The sequence below is a fragment of the Clostridium sp. LXY-7 genome (genome assembly GCF_056172015.1).
Genome location: NZ_JBLLJL010000002.1, coordinates 125,857 through 143,052, shown reverse-complemented (window position 1 = coordinate 143,052; position 17,196 = coordinate 125,857). Strand labels below are relative to the sequence as shown.

At 30.1% G+C, this 17,196-nt stretch carries 13 protein-coding genes; 5 read left to right on the top strand and 8 right to left on the bottom strand.

Translation table 11 applies throughout. The annotated features are described in order from the left end of the window. The first annotated feature begins 195 nt into the window (after positions 1–195). From ACI48Q_RS07685 to ACI48Q_RS07675, 3 genes are all read left to right on the top strand, one after another. A complete protein-coding gene (locus ACI48Q_RS07685) occupies positions 196–654 on the top strand; it encodes a rhodanese-like domain-containing protein (protein ID WP_474918495.1) in 459 nt (152 codons plus the stop codon). Between the two features lie 253 nt (positions 655–907). After that, positions 908–1,486 carry a TetR/AcrR family transcriptional regulator gene (locus tag ACI48Q_RS07680; protein ID WP_474918494.1) on the top strand — a complete coding sequence of 193 codons (579 nt, stop codon included), beginning with the start codon at positions 908–910 and terminating at the stop codon, positions 1,484–1,486. A 28-nt stretch (positions 1,487–1,514) separates the two neighbouring features. Further along, positions 1,515–2,459, top strand: a complete 945-nt coding sequence (locus ACI48Q_RS07675; protein ID WP_474918493.1) for an alpha/beta hydrolase — start codon at positions 1,515–1,517, stop codon at positions 2,457–2,459. Positions 2,460–2,602: 143 nt separating this feature from the next. On the opposite strand, the gene ACI48Q_RS07670 is transcribed toward ACI48Q_RS07675, so the two are convergent. The 7 genes from ACI48Q_RS07670 to ACI48Q_RS07640 all read right to left on the bottom strand — a co-directional run bounded on the left by ACI48Q_RS07670 (position 2,603) and on the right by ACI48Q_RS07640 (position 13,304). After that, complete coding sequence (locus tag ACI48Q_RS07670) at positions 2,603–3,310, bottom strand: TVP38/TMEM64 family protein (RefSeq protein ID WP_474919504.1); 708 nt, start codon at positions 3,308–3,310, stop codon at positions 2,603–2,605. A 6-nt stretch (positions 3,311–3,316) separates the two neighbouring features. Next, complete coding sequence (locus ACI48Q_RS07665) at positions 3,317–4,273, bottom strand: sulfurtransferase (RefSeq protein ID WP_474918492.1); 957 nt, start codon at positions 4,271–4,273, stop codon at positions 3,317–3,319. A gap of 239 nt (positions 4,274–4,512) precedes the next feature. Further along, the gene (locus tag ACI48Q_RS07660; RefSeq protein ID WP_474918491.1) at positions 4,513–5,682 is read right to left on the bottom strand and encodes a M20 family metallopeptidase; all 1,170 of its coding nucleotides are present in this window, start codon (positions 5,680–5,682) and stop codon (positions 4,513–4,515) included. Positions 5,683–6,364: 682 nt separating this feature from the next. Then, positions 6,365–7,753 (bottom strand): rhodanese-like domain-containing protein, encoded by a 1,389-nt coding sequence (locus ACI48Q_RS07655; protein ID WP_474918490.1) that lies wholly within the window; start codon positions 7,751–7,753, stop codon positions 6,365–6,367. A gap of 252 nt (positions 7,754–8,005) precedes the next feature. After that, positions 8,006–8,422 carry a hypothetical protein gene (locus tag ACI48Q_RS07650; RefSeq protein WP_474918489.1) on the bottom strand — a complete coding sequence of 139 codons (417 nt, stop codon included), beginning with the start codon at positions 8,420–8,422 and terminating at the stop codon, positions 8,006–8,008. A gap of 270 nt (positions 8,423–8,692) precedes the next feature. Further along, positions 8,693–8,815, bottom strand: a complete 123-nt coding sequence (locus ACI48Q_RS07645) for a hypothetical protein (protein WP_474918488.1) — start codon at positions 8,813–8,815, stop codon at positions 8,693–8,695. Between the two features lie 214 nt (positions 8,816–9,029). Further along, positions 9,030–13,304: an AAA domain-containing protein gene (locus tag ACI48Q_RS07640; RefSeq protein WP_474918487.1), complete on the bottom strand. Its 4,275-nt coding sequence runs from the start codon at positions 13,302–13,304 to the stop codon at positions 9,030–9,032. A gap of 361 nt (positions 13,305–13,665) precedes the next feature. Here ACI48Q_RS07640 and ACI48Q_RS07635 point away from each other — a divergent pair, with 361 nt between their 5' ends. Then, entirely contained in the window at positions 13,666–15,033 is a 1,368-nt protein-coding gene (locus ACI48Q_RS07635; RefSeq protein ID WP_474919503.1) for a YjiH family protein, read from the top strand. A gap of 203 nt (positions 15,034–15,236) precedes the next feature. After that, a complete protein-coding gene (locus ACI48Q_RS07630; protein ID WP_474918486.1) occupies positions 15,237–16,001 on the top strand; it encodes an alpha/beta hydrolase family protein in 765 nt (254 codons plus the stop codon). A 38-nt stretch (positions 16,002–16,039) separates the two neighbouring features. Here ACI48Q_RS07630 and ACI48Q_RS07625 read toward each other — a convergent pair whose 3' ends face one another. After that, complete coding sequence (locus ACI48Q_RS07625; protein WP_474918485.1) at positions 16,040–16,849, bottom strand: SPOCS domain-containing protein; 810 nt, start codon at positions 16,847–16,849, stop codon at positions 16,040–16,042. Positions 16,850–17,196 lie beyond the last annotated feature (347 nt).

The following is a 17,196-nucleotide window of genomic DNA, read 5'->3' as shown; positions in this document are numbered from 1 at the left end:
TAATGTCCTCTCTAATTAATAATTATATTTTAACTAAAAAAAGTATAACTTGAATATAGCTGGTTGTCAACGGAATATAGATAGCCTTAATACTAAAGACTTCATGCATAAAATTTATCTATTTGATTTTATAAAATTATTTATATATAATGATTGAGGTTACATATACTTACATCAAAATTAGGGGGAATTTAAATGAAAAAGAAGTTTACCTTAGTATTAGCTGTTTGCATAATTATGTCAGCTATATTTATGGGTTGTGGCAAAACTGATCAATCTGGAAAAAAAGACGGTGAAACTAAAGAATATCAATATTATACAGCAGATCAATTAAAAACTGCTATTGAGAAAAAGGATCCTATGTATATCCTTGATATTCAAGTAAAAGAAGATTATGATGCCCATCATATCCTTGGTACAATTCCAACTTATGCATATCCAGCAGATACTGATGAGCTAAAATCTAAAATTGATGTTGCTTTTGATAAAATCAATGCAACTAAAGATCCAATCGTTGTAGTTTGCCCAGGTGGCGGTGGTGGTGCAAAAAACACTATTAATTACTTAATAGAAAAAGGCTATGATGCTGATAGATTATTTATCTTAGAAAAAGGTCAAAAAGGTTGGCCTCATGATGAATTATTAGAGAAATAATTCTTTAAAATATAAGTTGCTACGTTATACAAATAGGATTAAATATAAAATTAAGGAAGAGCAGAGAATGATTAATTTCATCTCTGCTCTTTTTATGAATAAATTCATATATATATTTCATAGAATGACACAAGAGCGCCATTTTAAAATATATAAAGATATATTAACCTCACATTGACATTATTCCACACATATATTATTATGAATATATGACTATAAAAGATTTTTGGTCACATGTTCAGGAGGGATATCTATGAAAAATATAAATAAACATGATGATTTAGTAGAAGTTGCTAAAACTTGCTTCGAGAATTTTGGATATAAGGCCACAACCATAGAGCAAATAACTAAAATGGCAAATATGGGAAAAGGAACCTTCTATAACTTCTTTAATACAAAGGAAGAATTGTTTCAATTTATTATTGAAGAAGAAGTTGAAAAAATTATAAGTTTAGCTGAAGCAACCATGAACAGAGAACCACTAACTATTCAAGTGTTATATAATTATCTTTCTACAGTTTTCTCTTATAAAGAAAATTATCTTCTTTTTAGAAAGTTATCATTAGAGGCAGACGCCTTTGGTACTATAGAAGTTGTAGAAGGTTTAAAATATATAAAAAATGCAGTTTTTACCCAATTAAAAAAAATACTTCAATTATTTGTAGATAGAAATATTATTGAAGCAGGAAATATTGAGTTAACAGCATTTCTTTTACTTGAAATTTATAATTCCCTCGTATATAAATGGAGTGAAAACCACCCTTCTCTTAACTATGATGAAATTTCTTCCATATATACTCAGCTTTTTAAAACTAACTTGATTAATATTTAAAAATTAATTTAACAAAGGAGATGCTGACATGAAAAAATTCATTAAAATTTTTGCTATAATTTTCATATTGGCTATATTATCTTGTATAGGCACAAGTTTTTATTTTTATAATCTAGCTATTGCACGAACCTCAAAAGTTTTTTTAAATAGCAGTGAAGATCTAGAAGCTACTACTGTAATATCTTCATCTGATTCTAAATATGAGTGGTTTAATCACGTAGTTCTTAAGGATATCGAAATTACCTCTGATGATGGATTAAAATTACATGGATATTTTATTGAAGCAGATAAACCTACTAAAAAAACAGCAATTCTTGCTCACGGATATGTAAGTCACGGTAAAGATATGATTAGCTATGCAAGATTTTATCGCGATACTCTTGGCTATAATATTTTAATGCCTGATGGCAGAGGACATGGTGAAAGTGAAGGAAATTATATAGGCTTTGGATGGCCTGACAGAAAAGATTATGTAAAATGGATTGATCATGTAATTAGCACCTTTGGAGAAGATTCAGAAGTTATACTTCATGGTGTTTCTATGGGTGGAGCTACTGTGCTTATGACCAGTGGTGAGGATTTGCCTCATAATGTGAAAGCTATAATCTCAGACTGTGCATATACTTCAGTTAAAGACCAACTAGAGTATCAATTGAAAAAAATGTATAATTTACCCTCTTTTCCTATTATGCAAAGTACAAGCCTATTAACTAAAATAAGAGCAGGATATTTCTTTGGTGAGGCTTCAGCTTTAGATCAAGTTGCTAAATCAAAAACACCTATTCTATTCATTCATGGAGATGCAGACACTTTTGTTCCTTATGAAATGGTAAACAGATTATATGAAAAATGCTCTAGTGAAAAGGATATATTTATTATTCCTAATGCTCAACATGCTACTGCATATAGAGATGCCAAAATAGCTTATGAAAAAAAGGTTACTGAGTTTTTAAGTATGTATGTATCAAATTAGTCTAATGCTTTAATTATACAAGGCTCTGTTTTAGTATAGTGGTGATAATGAACTACGGTCATTTAAAACAAAGCCTTGTATTTAAAATGAAAGAGAGACTGTTTTAAAATGATTTTACTAATTTTAAGACAGTCTCTCTTCTTCTATAACTTTTTTTTCTGCTTCTCATTATACATCTGCTTAAACATATAGATAAATACTGTTACTGCAAATAATATTAGTAGTGCCGTTACTACCTTTTGTACTCCTCCTGTGAGCATTCCTCCTACATAAGAATAAACTAAGGTCGCTGGTAGCTGTCCAACCCCTGTAGCTATTACAAAGGATAAGAAACCCATAGAGGTTAACCCTGCTGCATAAGACACAAAATCAAAAGATACAAAAGGTAATAGACGACAAATCAAAATTGTATGTTTTCCATATTTATCAAAAAAGCCATCTACACTTGCCATTGCATATTTACTAGTAAGCTTTTCCACCACATCACGGCCAAGTATTCTTGCAATATAAAAACACAGTGCCGCTCCTACCATAGAACTTACCCAAGAAAGAATAGCTCCTTGCCACCAACCAAAGACTGCTGCATTGGCGAAGGTAATTAAAAATGCAGGTAGTGGTGCTGCCACAGATTGAAACACCATGAGTAAGAAAGAAATTAAAACTGCATAAATGCCAAAAGATTTTATATAACCAATGATTGACTCTATACTCATAGAGCTAAATAACATAAATATTCCATTGACCTTTGAATTAAAAACTGGAATGAAAAAATATGCTAACACAGCTATGACTAATATACCTACTATTAAAATCTTACCTATATTTTTTTTCTTCATAGAATTTTTTTTCATCATATACTATTTCTCAACTTCCTCTACTGCACACCATCTATAATATGATTCATCATAGTTTAGTGAGTTTTCATAACCGCACATTTCAAGAACTAATTGCATATATGCAGAACGTATACCTGCTGTACAGTAGGTTACAATTTTATCCGTTTTTGAAAGTCCTGCTTTTTCAAATATTGCCGTTATTTCAGCATTAGATTTTAAAGTGCTATCTGCATTAAATAAATCAGTAAATTTAACATGAATTGCTCCTGGTAAATGTCCACCCTTCGCTTCACCATATAATGTCTTTCCATTATATTCTTCATCAGCACGAACATCTATAATTTTTACCTTATCATATTCAGTCTTCAAATCCTCTGTATTAATAACATGAGTATTATCAATAGCATCTATCTTAATTTCTGTTGCTACAGGCTTAGCTACTTCTTTAACTACTGGAAGCCCTGCTGCAACCATTGCATCATATCCCCCATCAACCATCTTCACATTTTCATATCCTGCTGCTACTAATTCCCATAAAATTCTTCCATCATCACCCCAGCCGTTTTGAGCTGCAGCAAAAAGAATAATTTCTTTGTCCTTACTAATACCAAATCCACTTAATCTCTCACTTAACTTTTCAACATCAAGGATTGTTCCCCACATAGGATCTCCTGTTTTTCCATCCTCAACTGCTGCAATTGATTGCCAAACCATTGCTATGGCTCCATCAATAGTACCTTTTTTTGCCGTTTCTTCTCCACGGGCATCTATAAGAAGTACATTATCTTTTCCCATGTTTTCTTTTACATATGTAGTATCAACAATATATTTTCCCTTAAAAGCTACTTTTTCCTCTGATGATGTGTCTGGTTTTTTATCTGGTGTTGGCGTTGACTCTCCCTTTTTTCCACAGCCCATTATTGCAATTCCTACAGTAAATACCATAGCTAATGCAAGTGTTAATGTTCTTTTTCTCATATGAGATTCCCCCTTTAGATTTAATTCTGTAAATTTGCCATTCTCAATATAGCAAAAGCACTATTATTAGTCAAATGATATTAATTATATGTATAATAATTTAAATAAGTATTTATATTACCTATTTTCATTAATCTGTTTTGTAAAAATAATGTAACGAGTTTTAAGGGAAGCTATTTTAAGCTTCCCTCAATTTCCACTTTTAAAATCAATAACACATCTATTATTTATGACTAAAATCAAACATTAAAATTCTCCTTTAAAAATTCATTTTTAACATTAGTTTGAATGTCTTTTGAAAGAATAAAATCATAGGCAGTAAATGCTAAGGCACATGCACCTTTATAAATTACCTCTTTTCCATTTTCACTCTGAGTATAGTCTGCAAACTCTTTTGAATGAAGTATCAAATTAGGATTTCCAATACCTATCCATGGATGAATAACTGGTACCACATAAGACACATCGCCCATATCCAAAGATCCAACAGAATTACCAGCTTCTTTAATTTCTTTTTCTCCTAATTCTAATAAGTTAGAGTTAAATAACTTCGAAAGAACTTTGTTTGTTTTTAAATCATCATAGGACTCTTCAAAGGTACTTATTTTTAATTTTGTACCTACAGCTTGAGATCCAGCCTTTGCACAATTAATAACTCTTTCTAAAATCTCATCTCGATATTTCTTATTTGCTGCTCTAACATAAAATTGTAATACAGCATAATCAGGAATTATATTTGCAGCCTTACCACCTTCTTTGATAATTCCGTGAATTTTCACATCTGGTGTCATATATTGACGTAATGCATTTACATTATTATAAGTTAAAATGGCTGCTTCTAAAGCATTAATTCCCTTTTCTGGTGCCGCTGCTGCATGAGCTGACTTTCCAAAGTACTCAAATTGTATTGGTGTAATAGCCAAAGAAGTGCCACTTTCTTCTGTTACTGGCGAAGGATGCGCCATCATAGCTATATCAATATCATTAAAAGCACCTTTTTTCACCATGGATACCTTAGCTCCATTTGTTTCTTCTGCTGGAGTTCCAAACACAACAATACTTCCACCAATATCATCTATAACAGCTTTTAATCCTATAGCTGCACCTAGACTCATAGCAGATATTAAGTTATGTCCACATCCATGTCCAATATCAGGAAGAGCATCATATTCACATAAAAATGATATTTTAGGGCCTTCCTTTGCTCCTCTATAAACTGCCTTAAATGCAGTATTAATTTCATATTCACCTCTACTAATACTAAATTTATTTCTTTCAAGATAATCTTCAAGAAGCTTACATGACTTAAATTCTTCATTCCCAAGCTCAGGATTTAAATATAAATTCCTACTAATATCAATAAGTTCATTCATTATTTCTGAAACTGTTTCTTTAATTCTCTGCTTCATAATATCACCTCAGGCTTACCTTTCTAAGTAAACTATTTATGTTTTTATTGAATTTTCCTAATAAGATTATACTCTATTCTCATTGCAAAATTAAAGGCATGAAATTCATTAAAATTTCATGCCTTCTGAGTACTTATAATATTACTTCATTGTTTTCCAATATTATATACAGTTTTAATATAGTGTTGATAATGAACTATATAGTTCTAATATCAACAATCATTTAAAACAAAGTCTAAAATTAAAACTGATATTATTATTTTTTTACTTGAAGAAAATTAAGATTTAAAAATTCTATAATCAATACTATTTCAGCTCCTAACATTAACACATAATAAGCTAAAATAGACTCTGAATTTGTAACTATAGCAAAAACCATAACTATCGCATTTATTATTATACAAATTAATGAGGATATTATTCTATTTGACTTTTTATATTTTATAAATGCGAAGATTATAAATAATATCAATATAAAAATTAAAGTATAAATTATCCAATTCCTCAAATTTAAATTATTCCATACACTGTTTCTATAAATTAAAGAACGCATTACACCCATTTTTTTATCAGATAAATAATATATAATCAAAGCAAATCCTATTAAAACAAATTGAATAATAGTTCCTAACCATTTAAAAATATTTTTTATCTTCATTCTATTACCTAACTCTTATTTCTATTATTTTTGTGGCTCTCCTGTTTCTATTGGATTTGCTGGATTTCCAGTATTTCCACTCCATTCATTCCATCCACCATCATAAAGAGATATATTTTTTAGTCCCATTACATCTGCATAGATTAAAACTTCTGCTGCTCTCCAACCAGTTCCACAATAGAATGATAATTTCTTATCTGGAGTTATATCCCACTCTTTCCACATCTTAAGTATTTGATCACTACTAAGCATTGTGTTGTCTAAGTTTCTATAATCAGCTAAACTTGAGCTATCAGTACCCGCGTGTCCCCAAACTGATCCTGCAGGACGTCCCTTTGGTTTTATATAATCATAACCTGAAATTTTACCTATATATTCTTCCCAACTTCTAATATCAACTAATCTGCTACCTTCTCTATCATTAAGGATTGCTTTAGCTTCTTCTAAATCCACAATATAGCCTTTATTTACTGCCTCTGTTACTCCAAAAGACTCCACTGGAACCTTTGGATTAGATGTTTTTTCTAATTCATAGCCTGCACTTTCCCATTTACTAGTTCCACCATTTACTAGTCTTACATCTTTAACTCCTAGATATTTTAATATTGCTCCTACTCTAGCAGCTGCAGTTGTATCTGCACCATATAAAACTACAGTTGTATCAACTGTTATTCCATTTGCTTCCGCAAATTTTATAAGTTTGTCATCTGAAAGACGATTCCATAATGGACCTTCTTCTACCTCATCAGTATTGATATGTATTGCTCCTTTTATATGTCCTTTACTTAAATAATCTGGAGAATCTGATTCCGTTCCCCATGAAACCTCAAATACTTTAAAATCATTTCCATTATAAGTTTCTGGTTTCTTTCCATCTACTAAATCCTTTACCCAAGACACTGGAACTAACATTTCATAATTTTCGTAGGCTTCCATAGGTTTAGTTTCATCCTCTGCCCATTGTTTTACGTCATATGTATATAAATTTTTATAGCCTTTACCATTTAAGTATTCTGCAACTGCTTTTGCGTCCTTGCCATTATCATCATAAAGAACTATATTCTTTTCAGCAGATATTCCTCTAGTTTCTAAATCCTTTTTTAGATGGTCTTCCTTATCTTTACTATCTACATTTAGCCATGCTGCTGAAAAATCCACAGCATTCTCAATATGTCCACCTCTTTTTACATCATCTAATTTCCATCCATTAAATGCATCATTTTCCCTTGTATCCACAATCACCCAATCATTCTTCTCAATATTAGCTGAAAGTTCTTTAGTATCTATGGTTTTAATTTCTGTGCTTGAGTTTTCTCCTTCTTTAGCATTATCCTTACTTCCACATGCAGAAAATAATCCCATTGAAAGAGTTAATGTTAATACTGTTACCACTAATTTAATACTTTTCTTCAAAACAATCCCTCCCGTTTACAATATATTAATATTATTTCACACTGGTAAGATTATCATCTATCATTTCTCATGTAAATAATTCTTCTAGGTATATTTGATTTTTCAATTGTCGAATTTTATCTATTATAAAATCAAATAATAGTCTTTATGTAATTATTTACAATTTTATATGGAATATATAAGCTTTCATTATTTTTACTTTCATCTTATTATCATATTAGAATACAACCCTATATAAGTACTCTCATACTCCTAATTTAATACCGTTATTCCTCTGCTGTTAGCTATCTTTACCAACTGCTTTCCTGTAAGAGTTCCTGTATTAAATTTAATAAGGAAATTTAAGAATTCATTATAATTAATCTCTTTTGGTAGTTTATCCATATCCTCTTCAGTAATTTTTTCTTCTCTTGAATAGCCCTTATGTTTAACACCTCTTAGGTTGTTTTTATTATTCTCTTTTTTAGCTATATAAAGCCTGTAAATTTCAGGATATTGGCTCTTCACAATCTTCTCTCTAGATTTTACATAGCTAGAAAGACTACCACCTTTTGTTTCATATTTTTTTTCTAACTCATTAAAATAATTTACACTTAAGTAATCATTTATAATCTTAATACATATGTCTATTTCATCCATGGACGTTAACATATTTTTCCACATACTCATACTATCCCCTACTTTATAAATTATAGTTCAATATCTAAGTATAACACTATATAATATTAAAACCATACTCATTACAATTATTCATAGTAATAACCATATATTTTTCATTTACGTAGGAACAGTGTTTTGCTTATAGACGACTAACTAGTAATATAAAAATAAAAAAGAAGCCATGCCTTAAAATGATTTTTCAATCCTCTTAAGACTGCCTCATTTTTATTAAATTTCTTTATTTTTTCACTCTAGTGAAACTTTATCATTTTCTAATTTTTATTTTTTCTCCCAAGCTATTATAATGTATTCTTTTCCTGTTTCGCTTTTTACCATCTTTTCAGCTTGCTCTATAGCTCTTTTTTCTTCAGATGTTATTTCAGCTATTTTATAATTATCCATAGGTATTCCTCCTTTTAAGTTTATATTACTATTAAGAGTTACACCTATATTTTTTCTTAAAAATATAAATATATTCATATTTTTTAAATTATGACTCTGTTTTAGTATAGTCCTAATGATGAACTGCAATGTTATCATGAATCAGCCTTTCGGAATGGTCTGCGAATAATATTGCAGTTCTAAAACCCATAATTATTTAAAACAGATTTTAAATTTATTGCAATTCTTTAATGATTTCTTTTAACTGCTCAAGATTTTCAAAACCTAATTTTATTAAAGCATTTCTAACTGAAGAACCACTTATATCTAATTTATTAGCCCAATTTACATAGCTAGGTATCTCTAGTACATAATACGGATTTTTTATTATATCCAAAGCTACCTGTAATTGTTTTGGCGATAACTTTGAAAGGCTCTTTTCCACACCATTTTTAAATTCATCTATAGTAGTATTATATACTTCACCACTCTCTTTATGTTCCAACGATACATGTCTTCCAATTTTATGCCCATAAAGACCTAAATCCTCTAGTGTTGTCCAAAGTTTTTCTAACTCATCTTCCTTATCCCTATAAAAGTGACTAGCTCTAAGAGTTACAAAATGCCATCCAGCTCTCTCTAATTGTCCTTGCTTCATCTTTTCCCTTTCAAAATACTCTATCCCTTTAAAATGTTCACCTACACAGTATATTCCTAAAATTTTATTGTCTCCTTCTATTACAAGGTCAATATTATATCTACCTAAACTTACATTAGGCTTCACATTATAGCCCTTACTCTTAACTTCTTTGTAAATCTCATTGGTAAACCTAGAAGTAATTTCCCCTCCTGATGCTATAGCTGTTTTATGGCTCTCTTCACTAAAATAACTTAACAGATTATATCTTATACAGGTTGGATTTAAGTCCTCTAAATCTACAGAATGAAATAGCCATATTTGATTCTTAGCTCTACTTACTGCTACATTAAATCTCTTTTTATCATCTTCCTTTGTTAGAGCTGAAAATCTTTTGTTTTTTGCTACTACCATAGACAAGAACATAATATCTCTTTCATCTCCTTGAAAAGAGTAGGCATCTCCACAGAGTATTTTTCTATTTATTATCTCTTTCTCACTTAAGGCACTTCTTAAAAGCTCCTCTATATATTCCCCTTGGTCTTTTCCCAAAAGAGATATTACTCCCATAGTCATACCTTCATATTTTTCATCCTTACAACAATTAACAATTGTCTCTACCATGGACCTTGCTTCCTCTTCATTGTACCTTTTACTACCAACTTCATTTCTCTCCCCATTGTCTACCTTGACTTTAATTATAGACTTTTCAAACTTCTCTCTATCCTTTGGATATTTTAAGGGAACTATTTCTCCTTCATAGCTTAATTCATTACTGTAGTTTATTATTTCAGGTACACATCTAAAATGCTCTCTTAATATTAGCTTATTGTCAAATATTCTAAGAGCAGTATTATAGAAACTGGTTTCTAAATCAAACCATTGATAATTTGGTATTCCCTTTAAGTAAATATTCATAAGTTCTATCTGTTCTTCCTTACTTATACCTATTGATCTAGGACTTATCTGATTTTCGTCTCCTACCACTATGGCTTTTTTAGCTCTAAAAAGTCCTTGTAATGCAAAAATATCACTTTGACTACTCTCATCAAAAATAATTACATCAAAGAAATTTTCAGTTACAGGTAAATTTTCCATGACCTTACTAAAAGGCATAACCCAAACTGGTATGGCATTTTTACACTTTTTCATCTCTTCCTTAGCCAAATTTCTATAATAACTAGCAAACTTTCCTGTTCCCTTTCCAAGTTTTTTTATAGCATCCATCCAGCAATAAAGACTTCTCTTACTGTCCTCAGACATATTTAGAATTTCGTAATACCAAGTTCTCTTACTAACTAGTTTAGTTATAATCTCCTTTTCTCTCTTCATTTCAAAACTTAATTTTTCAAAATACCATTGCTCATCCTCTTCGCATATAGAGTTTAAATACTCATTCCATTTAGCCCATTGAAAACTCTTTTCAAAATCTATCTTGCTATATTTCTTTAAATTATCTTTAATAGAATAAGCTAAATCTGGACAAGAATTTATTAACTTATCCTTGTACTCCTTTAACTTATTTACCTCTTCCTCTATATAAAGACTGGTGTTTATTTTATTATATATTTCTTCTATTCCATGAAAATCTCCATGCTCAATGTAATTAACCATCCTTGAACTTAGAACATTTCCTTCAAAATACTTCTTATATTCATTTATTTTTTCACTTAAATCATCTAATGCCTTTAGGGCCTTAAGTGAGGTTACTCCTTCTTTTATATTGTTTAAAGTTTTAGTGCTACTAAAATCACTTCCCTTTGGCAATTCTAGAGGAAGCTGCTCTTTTATCTTATTTATATGATTGTCTCTATAATTTATAATAATTCTTAAACCTTTTAATACATTAGTTATATATGCAATATTATCCACTTGTATTTTCTCAACAGTGTGTAGATTAAAATGAGAAGAAAAGCTATTATACATAGTAAGAAATTCCTTAGTCTTCACACCTACGGAGAGATATTTTTTTATCACTTCATAATGTTCTACGGTGCTAAGTGCTACTCCATTTATTTTTATTGCTTCACTTAAGGTTTTACTTCTCTTATTCTTAAGCCCAAATATAAAGCCTACTTTTCCTTTAGATAGAAACTCTTCACTTACTAAGGAAAATTCTCTATATATTTCTTCTATGTCACCTTCTGGCACTACTATGTCCTTCAATGTTAACTCTCTAGACATCCTTAAAATTTCATTGTATAGTGGTTCTCCATTTCTTAAAAAAGTAGCTGCCAAATCCTTTATAAAATCCTCCTTTAGGGACCTTTTCAATAGTTCTCCAAGGGAATTCTCTTCTAAAAAACTAACCTGTTCTAAAGTATTTCCAAATACTATGTCTTCATCTATAGTTTTAATATCTATATGTCTAGGTATTTCCCAAAGTCCTATTTTTTCCTGTAGCTTGCCTTCCATATTTTTCAGCTCTAAATACTTTTTAAGATTTTCTAAAAGTTCATTTAAGGCGGGTAAATTCGCCTTTAACCCTTTTGCCTGCTCTACTTCAATTAAATTATCTTCACTTATACTATTCATAAGATAACAAAATTCAACAAACTCCTTAGAAGTAAGTGGACATTGTGTATCTATGGAGAGCTTATCTTGTATAACTCCTATGTCTTCCCTAGGCTCACTTAACCATTTTGCCATATCCAAAAGGCTTACTTTTTCACCATTATGTACGATAGGAGTGTTCTCTCTTAATTCAATTTCTTTTATCTTATCTTTTAATTCATTTTGAATGTGTCTATTATCTTCAAGTTCCTTAGTAAACTCTTGAATCTCCTCTTTAAGTGTGTTCTTATCCACTGCTAAATAATCCGTTATTATTCTTATAGAGTGGTCTAAATCCATCATAGAGGTTTTGTCACTACCTAAAATACTTATACATAAATCTCTTATATCCTTTGGAAGCTTGTCTCTTAATACCTCTAAAGCCTTTTCCCTTTGACTTGTAACTAGTATTTTCTTTCCTTGTGATAATAAATGACAGATCAAATTTACTATGGTATGACTTTTTCCAGTGCCTGGAGGACCTTGTACAACTACTCCATAGCTGTTTTCTAACTTATTTACTATTTCCTTCTGTTCTTCATTGTAAGGCAGTGGAAATAAAATATCTCCTTTAAAGGTCTTTTCTGAATTCTTATATATATTACTATCTACCACTCCTAGTAGCGGTTTAGGTATATCTATCCCTGATTCTATCTTTTCAATAATATTCTCTATATCATTAATTGCTACTCTATTGCCTTTTTTTCTTAAAATTATCATGGGTTCTTCATATATTTTAAAACTATATTTATAAAGTATATTGTTTAACCTGACTAGCTCTTCTTCTGCCAAGTCTAAAGTTCTTACATTAATATATTTATCTCTTACTTCCCTACTTAAACTCAACAGCTCAGGAAGCTCTTCCATAGATAGTCCTTCAAAGATATCTAAGTTTAAACTTGAAAAGTTCTCTATAGATAGAAATGAAAATTTAAATTCATTTTCATCAAATACCAGTTCCACCTTTTCTTCAAAAAGTGGATGCCTAATCTTGGTTTCATTAAATTCTCCCTCTATAGTAGAATTGCTATACACAATTTCATAATCTACTCCTTGATTTTGTAAAAATTGATAAATAGAAAATAAGGTAATATATAGCTTTTCTCCACTATGATTTTTAACTACTTGTAAAATTTCCTCATTGTCAACTTGGTTATTTAATATAATTCCATCATCATTCTTATTAAATTGAGAGAGATAAAATACTTTCTCTCCTTCACTTTTATAATCATTTATGTCTCTAACCACTCTATTTCTAAGTTTTCTAATTCCTTTTAGATATTGAAATAACTTAATTAAATCCGCTCTATTCTGGTCCATAATTCCTCCTTAGTAAACATCTATATTTCAAACTTTAAATTCCAATATGATAACTCTATAGTTTATAAAGAGTTATCTATATCTATTTATTGTAATTATAATAAATAAATCTACAATTTAATATTGTATCATTTATATAACATATTTTAAAGAACTGCGAACACTTTAATCTCAATCCATAGAACAATATGGTATACACCATTTATACTATTTTATACATTTATTATGTATAAAATATTCTAAACATAGATAAGCGTTTACTTTTATCATAATAAAGGGTTGTGTTAACTGTATAATCTATGTATAATTATACGCGTATTATTAATATATCATTTAAAAGGAGGCTATAATAATGGAAAATATGAACAATTCATCTATGATGAAAGAAAATAAAAATCAAACCTTAAGTCTGTTAAAATTTTTAATACTTTCCTCTATGGGGGTATTTCTTTTTATGATTCCTATAAGCAAAGGCGGAGAAGTTATAATTCCTGTAGCTATATTATCAAACGGACTACAGGATATTTTATCATCACAGCTAAAATATATAATTACAGGAATAATATTAATTACTTTCACAGTTACTATAAGTGCAAAGATATTTAAACCTAGATTTATAGCTGATAATGAATTTCTAAATGCTCTTTTCAACATTACACCAGTATGGTTTGTTGTGAGAATTTTAGGTGGAATTTTTATAGTGTGCGCTGCTTTCGAGATAGGGCCAAGTTTTATATGGTCTGAAAATACTGGAGGATTAGTTTTAAATAGCCTACTTCCCATACTATTCTCTGTATTCTTATTTGCTGGACTATTTTTGCCTCTACTACTTGACTTTGGACTTTTAGAATTTGTAGGTGCACTACTTGCTAAAGTCATGAGACCATTATTTAATTTACCCGGTCGTTCATCTATAGATTGTATTGCTTCTTGGCTTGGAGATGGTACTATTGGAGTATTATTAACTAGCAAGCAATATGAAGACGGATATTATACAGAGAGAGAGGCCTGTGTCATTGGCACAAACTTTTCCCTTGTTTCTCTAACTTTTAGCTTAGTAGTTGCTGATAGCGTTGGTTTAAGCTATATGTTTATTCCCTTTTACCTAACAGTTACCTTAGCAAGTATAGTAGCTGCTATCGTAATCCCAAAATTACCTCCACTGTCTAGAAAAAAAGATACCTTCTATAGAGGTGTTAATAATACAGATGAAGGTGCACTTCCTAAAGGATATACATCTTTTAGATATGGTATTGAAAAAGCCTTAGCTAAGACTTCAGAATCTTCTATTGTGGAGCATGTATTTAAAAAAGGGTCTTTGAATGTAATTGATATGTGGTTTGGTGTAATCCCTGTGGTTATGGCTGTAGGAACTCTAGCATTAATTATTGCTGAATATACTCCTATATTTCAAATATTAGGTATACCATTTATACCTATACTTAACCTACTTCAAATTCCTGAAGCAGCTGCTGCTTCCAGTACACTTATGGCTGGTTTTGCTGACATGCTACTTCCTTCAATTATGGCTGGAAGTATTCAAAGTGATCTGACTCGCTTTGTTATCGCTAGTGTCTCTGTAACTCAGTTAGTTTATCTTTCTGAAGTTGGAGCCCTACTATTAGGTTCTAAAATACCTGTGTCACTTAAAGAGCTATTTATAATTTTTATTGAGAGAACTTTAATTACTCTACCAATTATTTCGCTAATAGCTCATATGCTATTCTAATATAGTTTTAAAATTAGGTTTTGTTTTAATATAGTGTTGATAATGAACTACACATTATTGCAAAGGGTTTGTAAGTAATAATATTTAGTTCTAAAATCAACAACCATTTAAAACAAAGCCTAAAATTTAACACATATGTTACTGATAAATGGCAGTTTCTTTGATATAATATTACTTACGTATTTAATTATGGAGGTATTAATATGTGGCTTGAAAATTTAATAAACATACATAAAGTAGATATTGAAGGAATACCTACTATGATATTTCGTCCAAAGAATTATACTGAAGAACTTAAGGTTATATTTGTTTACCATGGGTGGAGTTGTGATAAAACTTCCCATAATACCCTCTGCTCATTTTTAGCTTGTAATGGCTATATGGCAGTAATTAGTGATGCTATACACCATGGTGAAAGAGGTATCTTAGAGTATTGGGACAACCCTGTAGCCATGAATAATTTTTGGCCTACAGTTTTTAATTCCCTAAAGGAATTTCCTGTGGTTTTAAATTATATCCTATCTAACTATAAGGTTGATAAATCTAGTATTGGAGTTACTGGACATTCTATGGGTGGAATAGTGACCTCAGGAATACTTGCCCACAACCCTATAGTGAAGTGTGCTGTTATTATGAATAGTTCTGGTGCTTGGGAGGAAACTAGTATAGATTTTGTTGGAGATACTTATAAAGATATTAAAGAAACAATAGATGCTAAACTTTTAGAATTAAAGCCTTATAGCCCAATAAATAATATAGATAACTTTAAAAACAAACCAGTACTATTACTTCACGGCTTAAGAGATGCCTTAGTACCTATAAGAGGAGAAAATATCTTCTACGATACTTTAAAAAATTCCTATGATGACAAAGAAAAAACCAATTTTATAACCTATGAAAGATTAAATCATTATGTGACAGAAGCCATGATTGGGGAAGCTATAGATTGGTTCAATAAATATATGTAAAAAGGGGCTTTGCTTCTGCATAGCCCTTTTTTTATCAATTATGGTATTGTTGTTGGTATTGGTGTTGTTGCATCACATTGTGGTGGAATTGGAGTCACTGCTACTACTGTTGCCCATCCTTCCATATAAAGGTCTATAGTTAAACATACAGCCATTTTTTCTGTTAATACTTCAAAGAGATGCTCATCTGTTCCGCATGGTCTTCTATTTATATCTAGTTCATAAATAAAATAACCTACTAAATCACCAAAAGGCATTTCATTTAAAAATACAGATTGGACTCTTACCTCTTCACAAAGAGATGGACCCATAGTTCCTGTATCACAACATCTATCCTTCATAGTATTACATTTGAAGTTAAAGTTAAGGTCTCTATTAGCATTAGCGCAACGAAGCTGTGTTACTTTAGCTATTACATCATCCGGAAGCTCCATAGTTGCATGGAATGGAACCCTCACTTCTATGTCATGAAAATTATTTTTGAATCCCGCACAGTGACATCCATATATATCTGACCCAATTTGTGGTGACACATAAGATATATTTTTAAGCACAAACCCTTCAACTACTAATGTGTCAAAAACAATCTTAGTTTGAGTCAATATACATTTCTTTTTAATTTCTTTAATTTCTAGAAATAAATCTGGAAACTTAACGTCATCAACAATTGTAACTCTCAAGTTTACTCTTTTCAAAAATACTGGAGCTTTTATTGCTGGTGTTGGTGCTTGAGTAAATGCTGCTCCACCTGTACTAGTTATTAGTTTAGTATCTACTGTTATTGGGCAAGGTGGCATAGGTTGATATATCATATCATTTTGTTGAGAAACATTTTCATAAATACTCATTTTTTAAACCTCCGTTAATCTTAGGATGTATAGAAAATGTCTATACCATATAATACTAAAATCCTATTTAAATTGTTCCTATATAAATGGAAAAGATTTATTTGTTTATATAATTAATTGTTTTTCTATTTATATAATTCTGATTTAACAAATATTTAAAAATGGTATCAGTATATTTATGAAATATTTACTACTTTTGTCTTAAAATATTAAACTTACTATAAAATTCGTAACCTTTATCTATTAGTAATATAATGAATTTCAAAAATAATTGTTCCAAAATAAATTATTAAATGAAGTCCTTGTTTTTATATAGTGTTGAGAATAAACTACATATTATTACGAAG

Coding starts and splice junctions, on each gene's coding strand:
- ACI48Q_RS07685 (WP_474918495.1), top strand. CDS start 196: ATGAAAAAGAAGTTTACCTTAGTATTAGCTGTTTGCATAATTATGTCA.
- ACI48Q_RS07680 (WP_474918494.1), top strand. CDS start 908: ATGAAAAATATAAATAAACATGATGATTTAGTAGAAGTTGCTAAAACT.
- ACI48Q_RS07675 (WP_474918493.1), top strand. CDS start 1,515: ATGAAAAAATTCATTAAAATTTTTGCTATAATTTTCATATTGGCTATA.
- ACI48Q_RS07670 (WP_474919504.1), bottom strand. CDS start 3,310: ATGAAAAAAAATTCTATGAAGAAAAAAAATATAGGTAAGATTTTAATA.
- ACI48Q_RS07665 (WP_474918492.1), bottom strand. CDS start 4,273: ATGAGAAAAAGAACATTAACACTTGCATTAGCTATGGTATTTACTGTA.
- ACI48Q_RS07660 (WP_474918491.1), bottom strand. CDS start 5,682: ATGAAGCAGAGAATTAAAGAAACAGTTTCAGAAATAATGAATGAACTT.
- ACI48Q_RS07650 (WP_474918489.1), bottom strand. CDS start 8,422: ATGAGTATGTGGAAAAATATGTTAACGTCCATGGATGAAATAGACATA.
- ACI48Q_RS07645 (WP_474918488.1), bottom strand. CDS start 8,815: ATGGATAATTATAAAATAGCTGAAATAACATCTGAAGAAAAAAGAGCT.
- ACI48Q_RS07640 (WP_474918487.1), bottom strand. CDS start 13,304: ATGGACCAGAATAGAGCGGATTTAATTAAGTTATTTCAATATCTAAAA.
- ACI48Q_RS07635 (WP_474919503.1), top strand. CDS start 13,666: ATGAACAATTCATCTATGATGAAAGAAAATAAAAATCAAACCTTAAGT.
- ACI48Q_RS07630 (WP_474918486.1), top strand. CDS start 15,237: ATGTGGCTTGAAAATTTAATAAACATACATAAAGTAGATATTGAAGGA.
- ACI48Q_RS07625 (WP_474918485.1), bottom strand. CDS start 16,849: ATGAGTATTTATGAAAATGTTTCTCAACAAAATGATATGATATATCAA.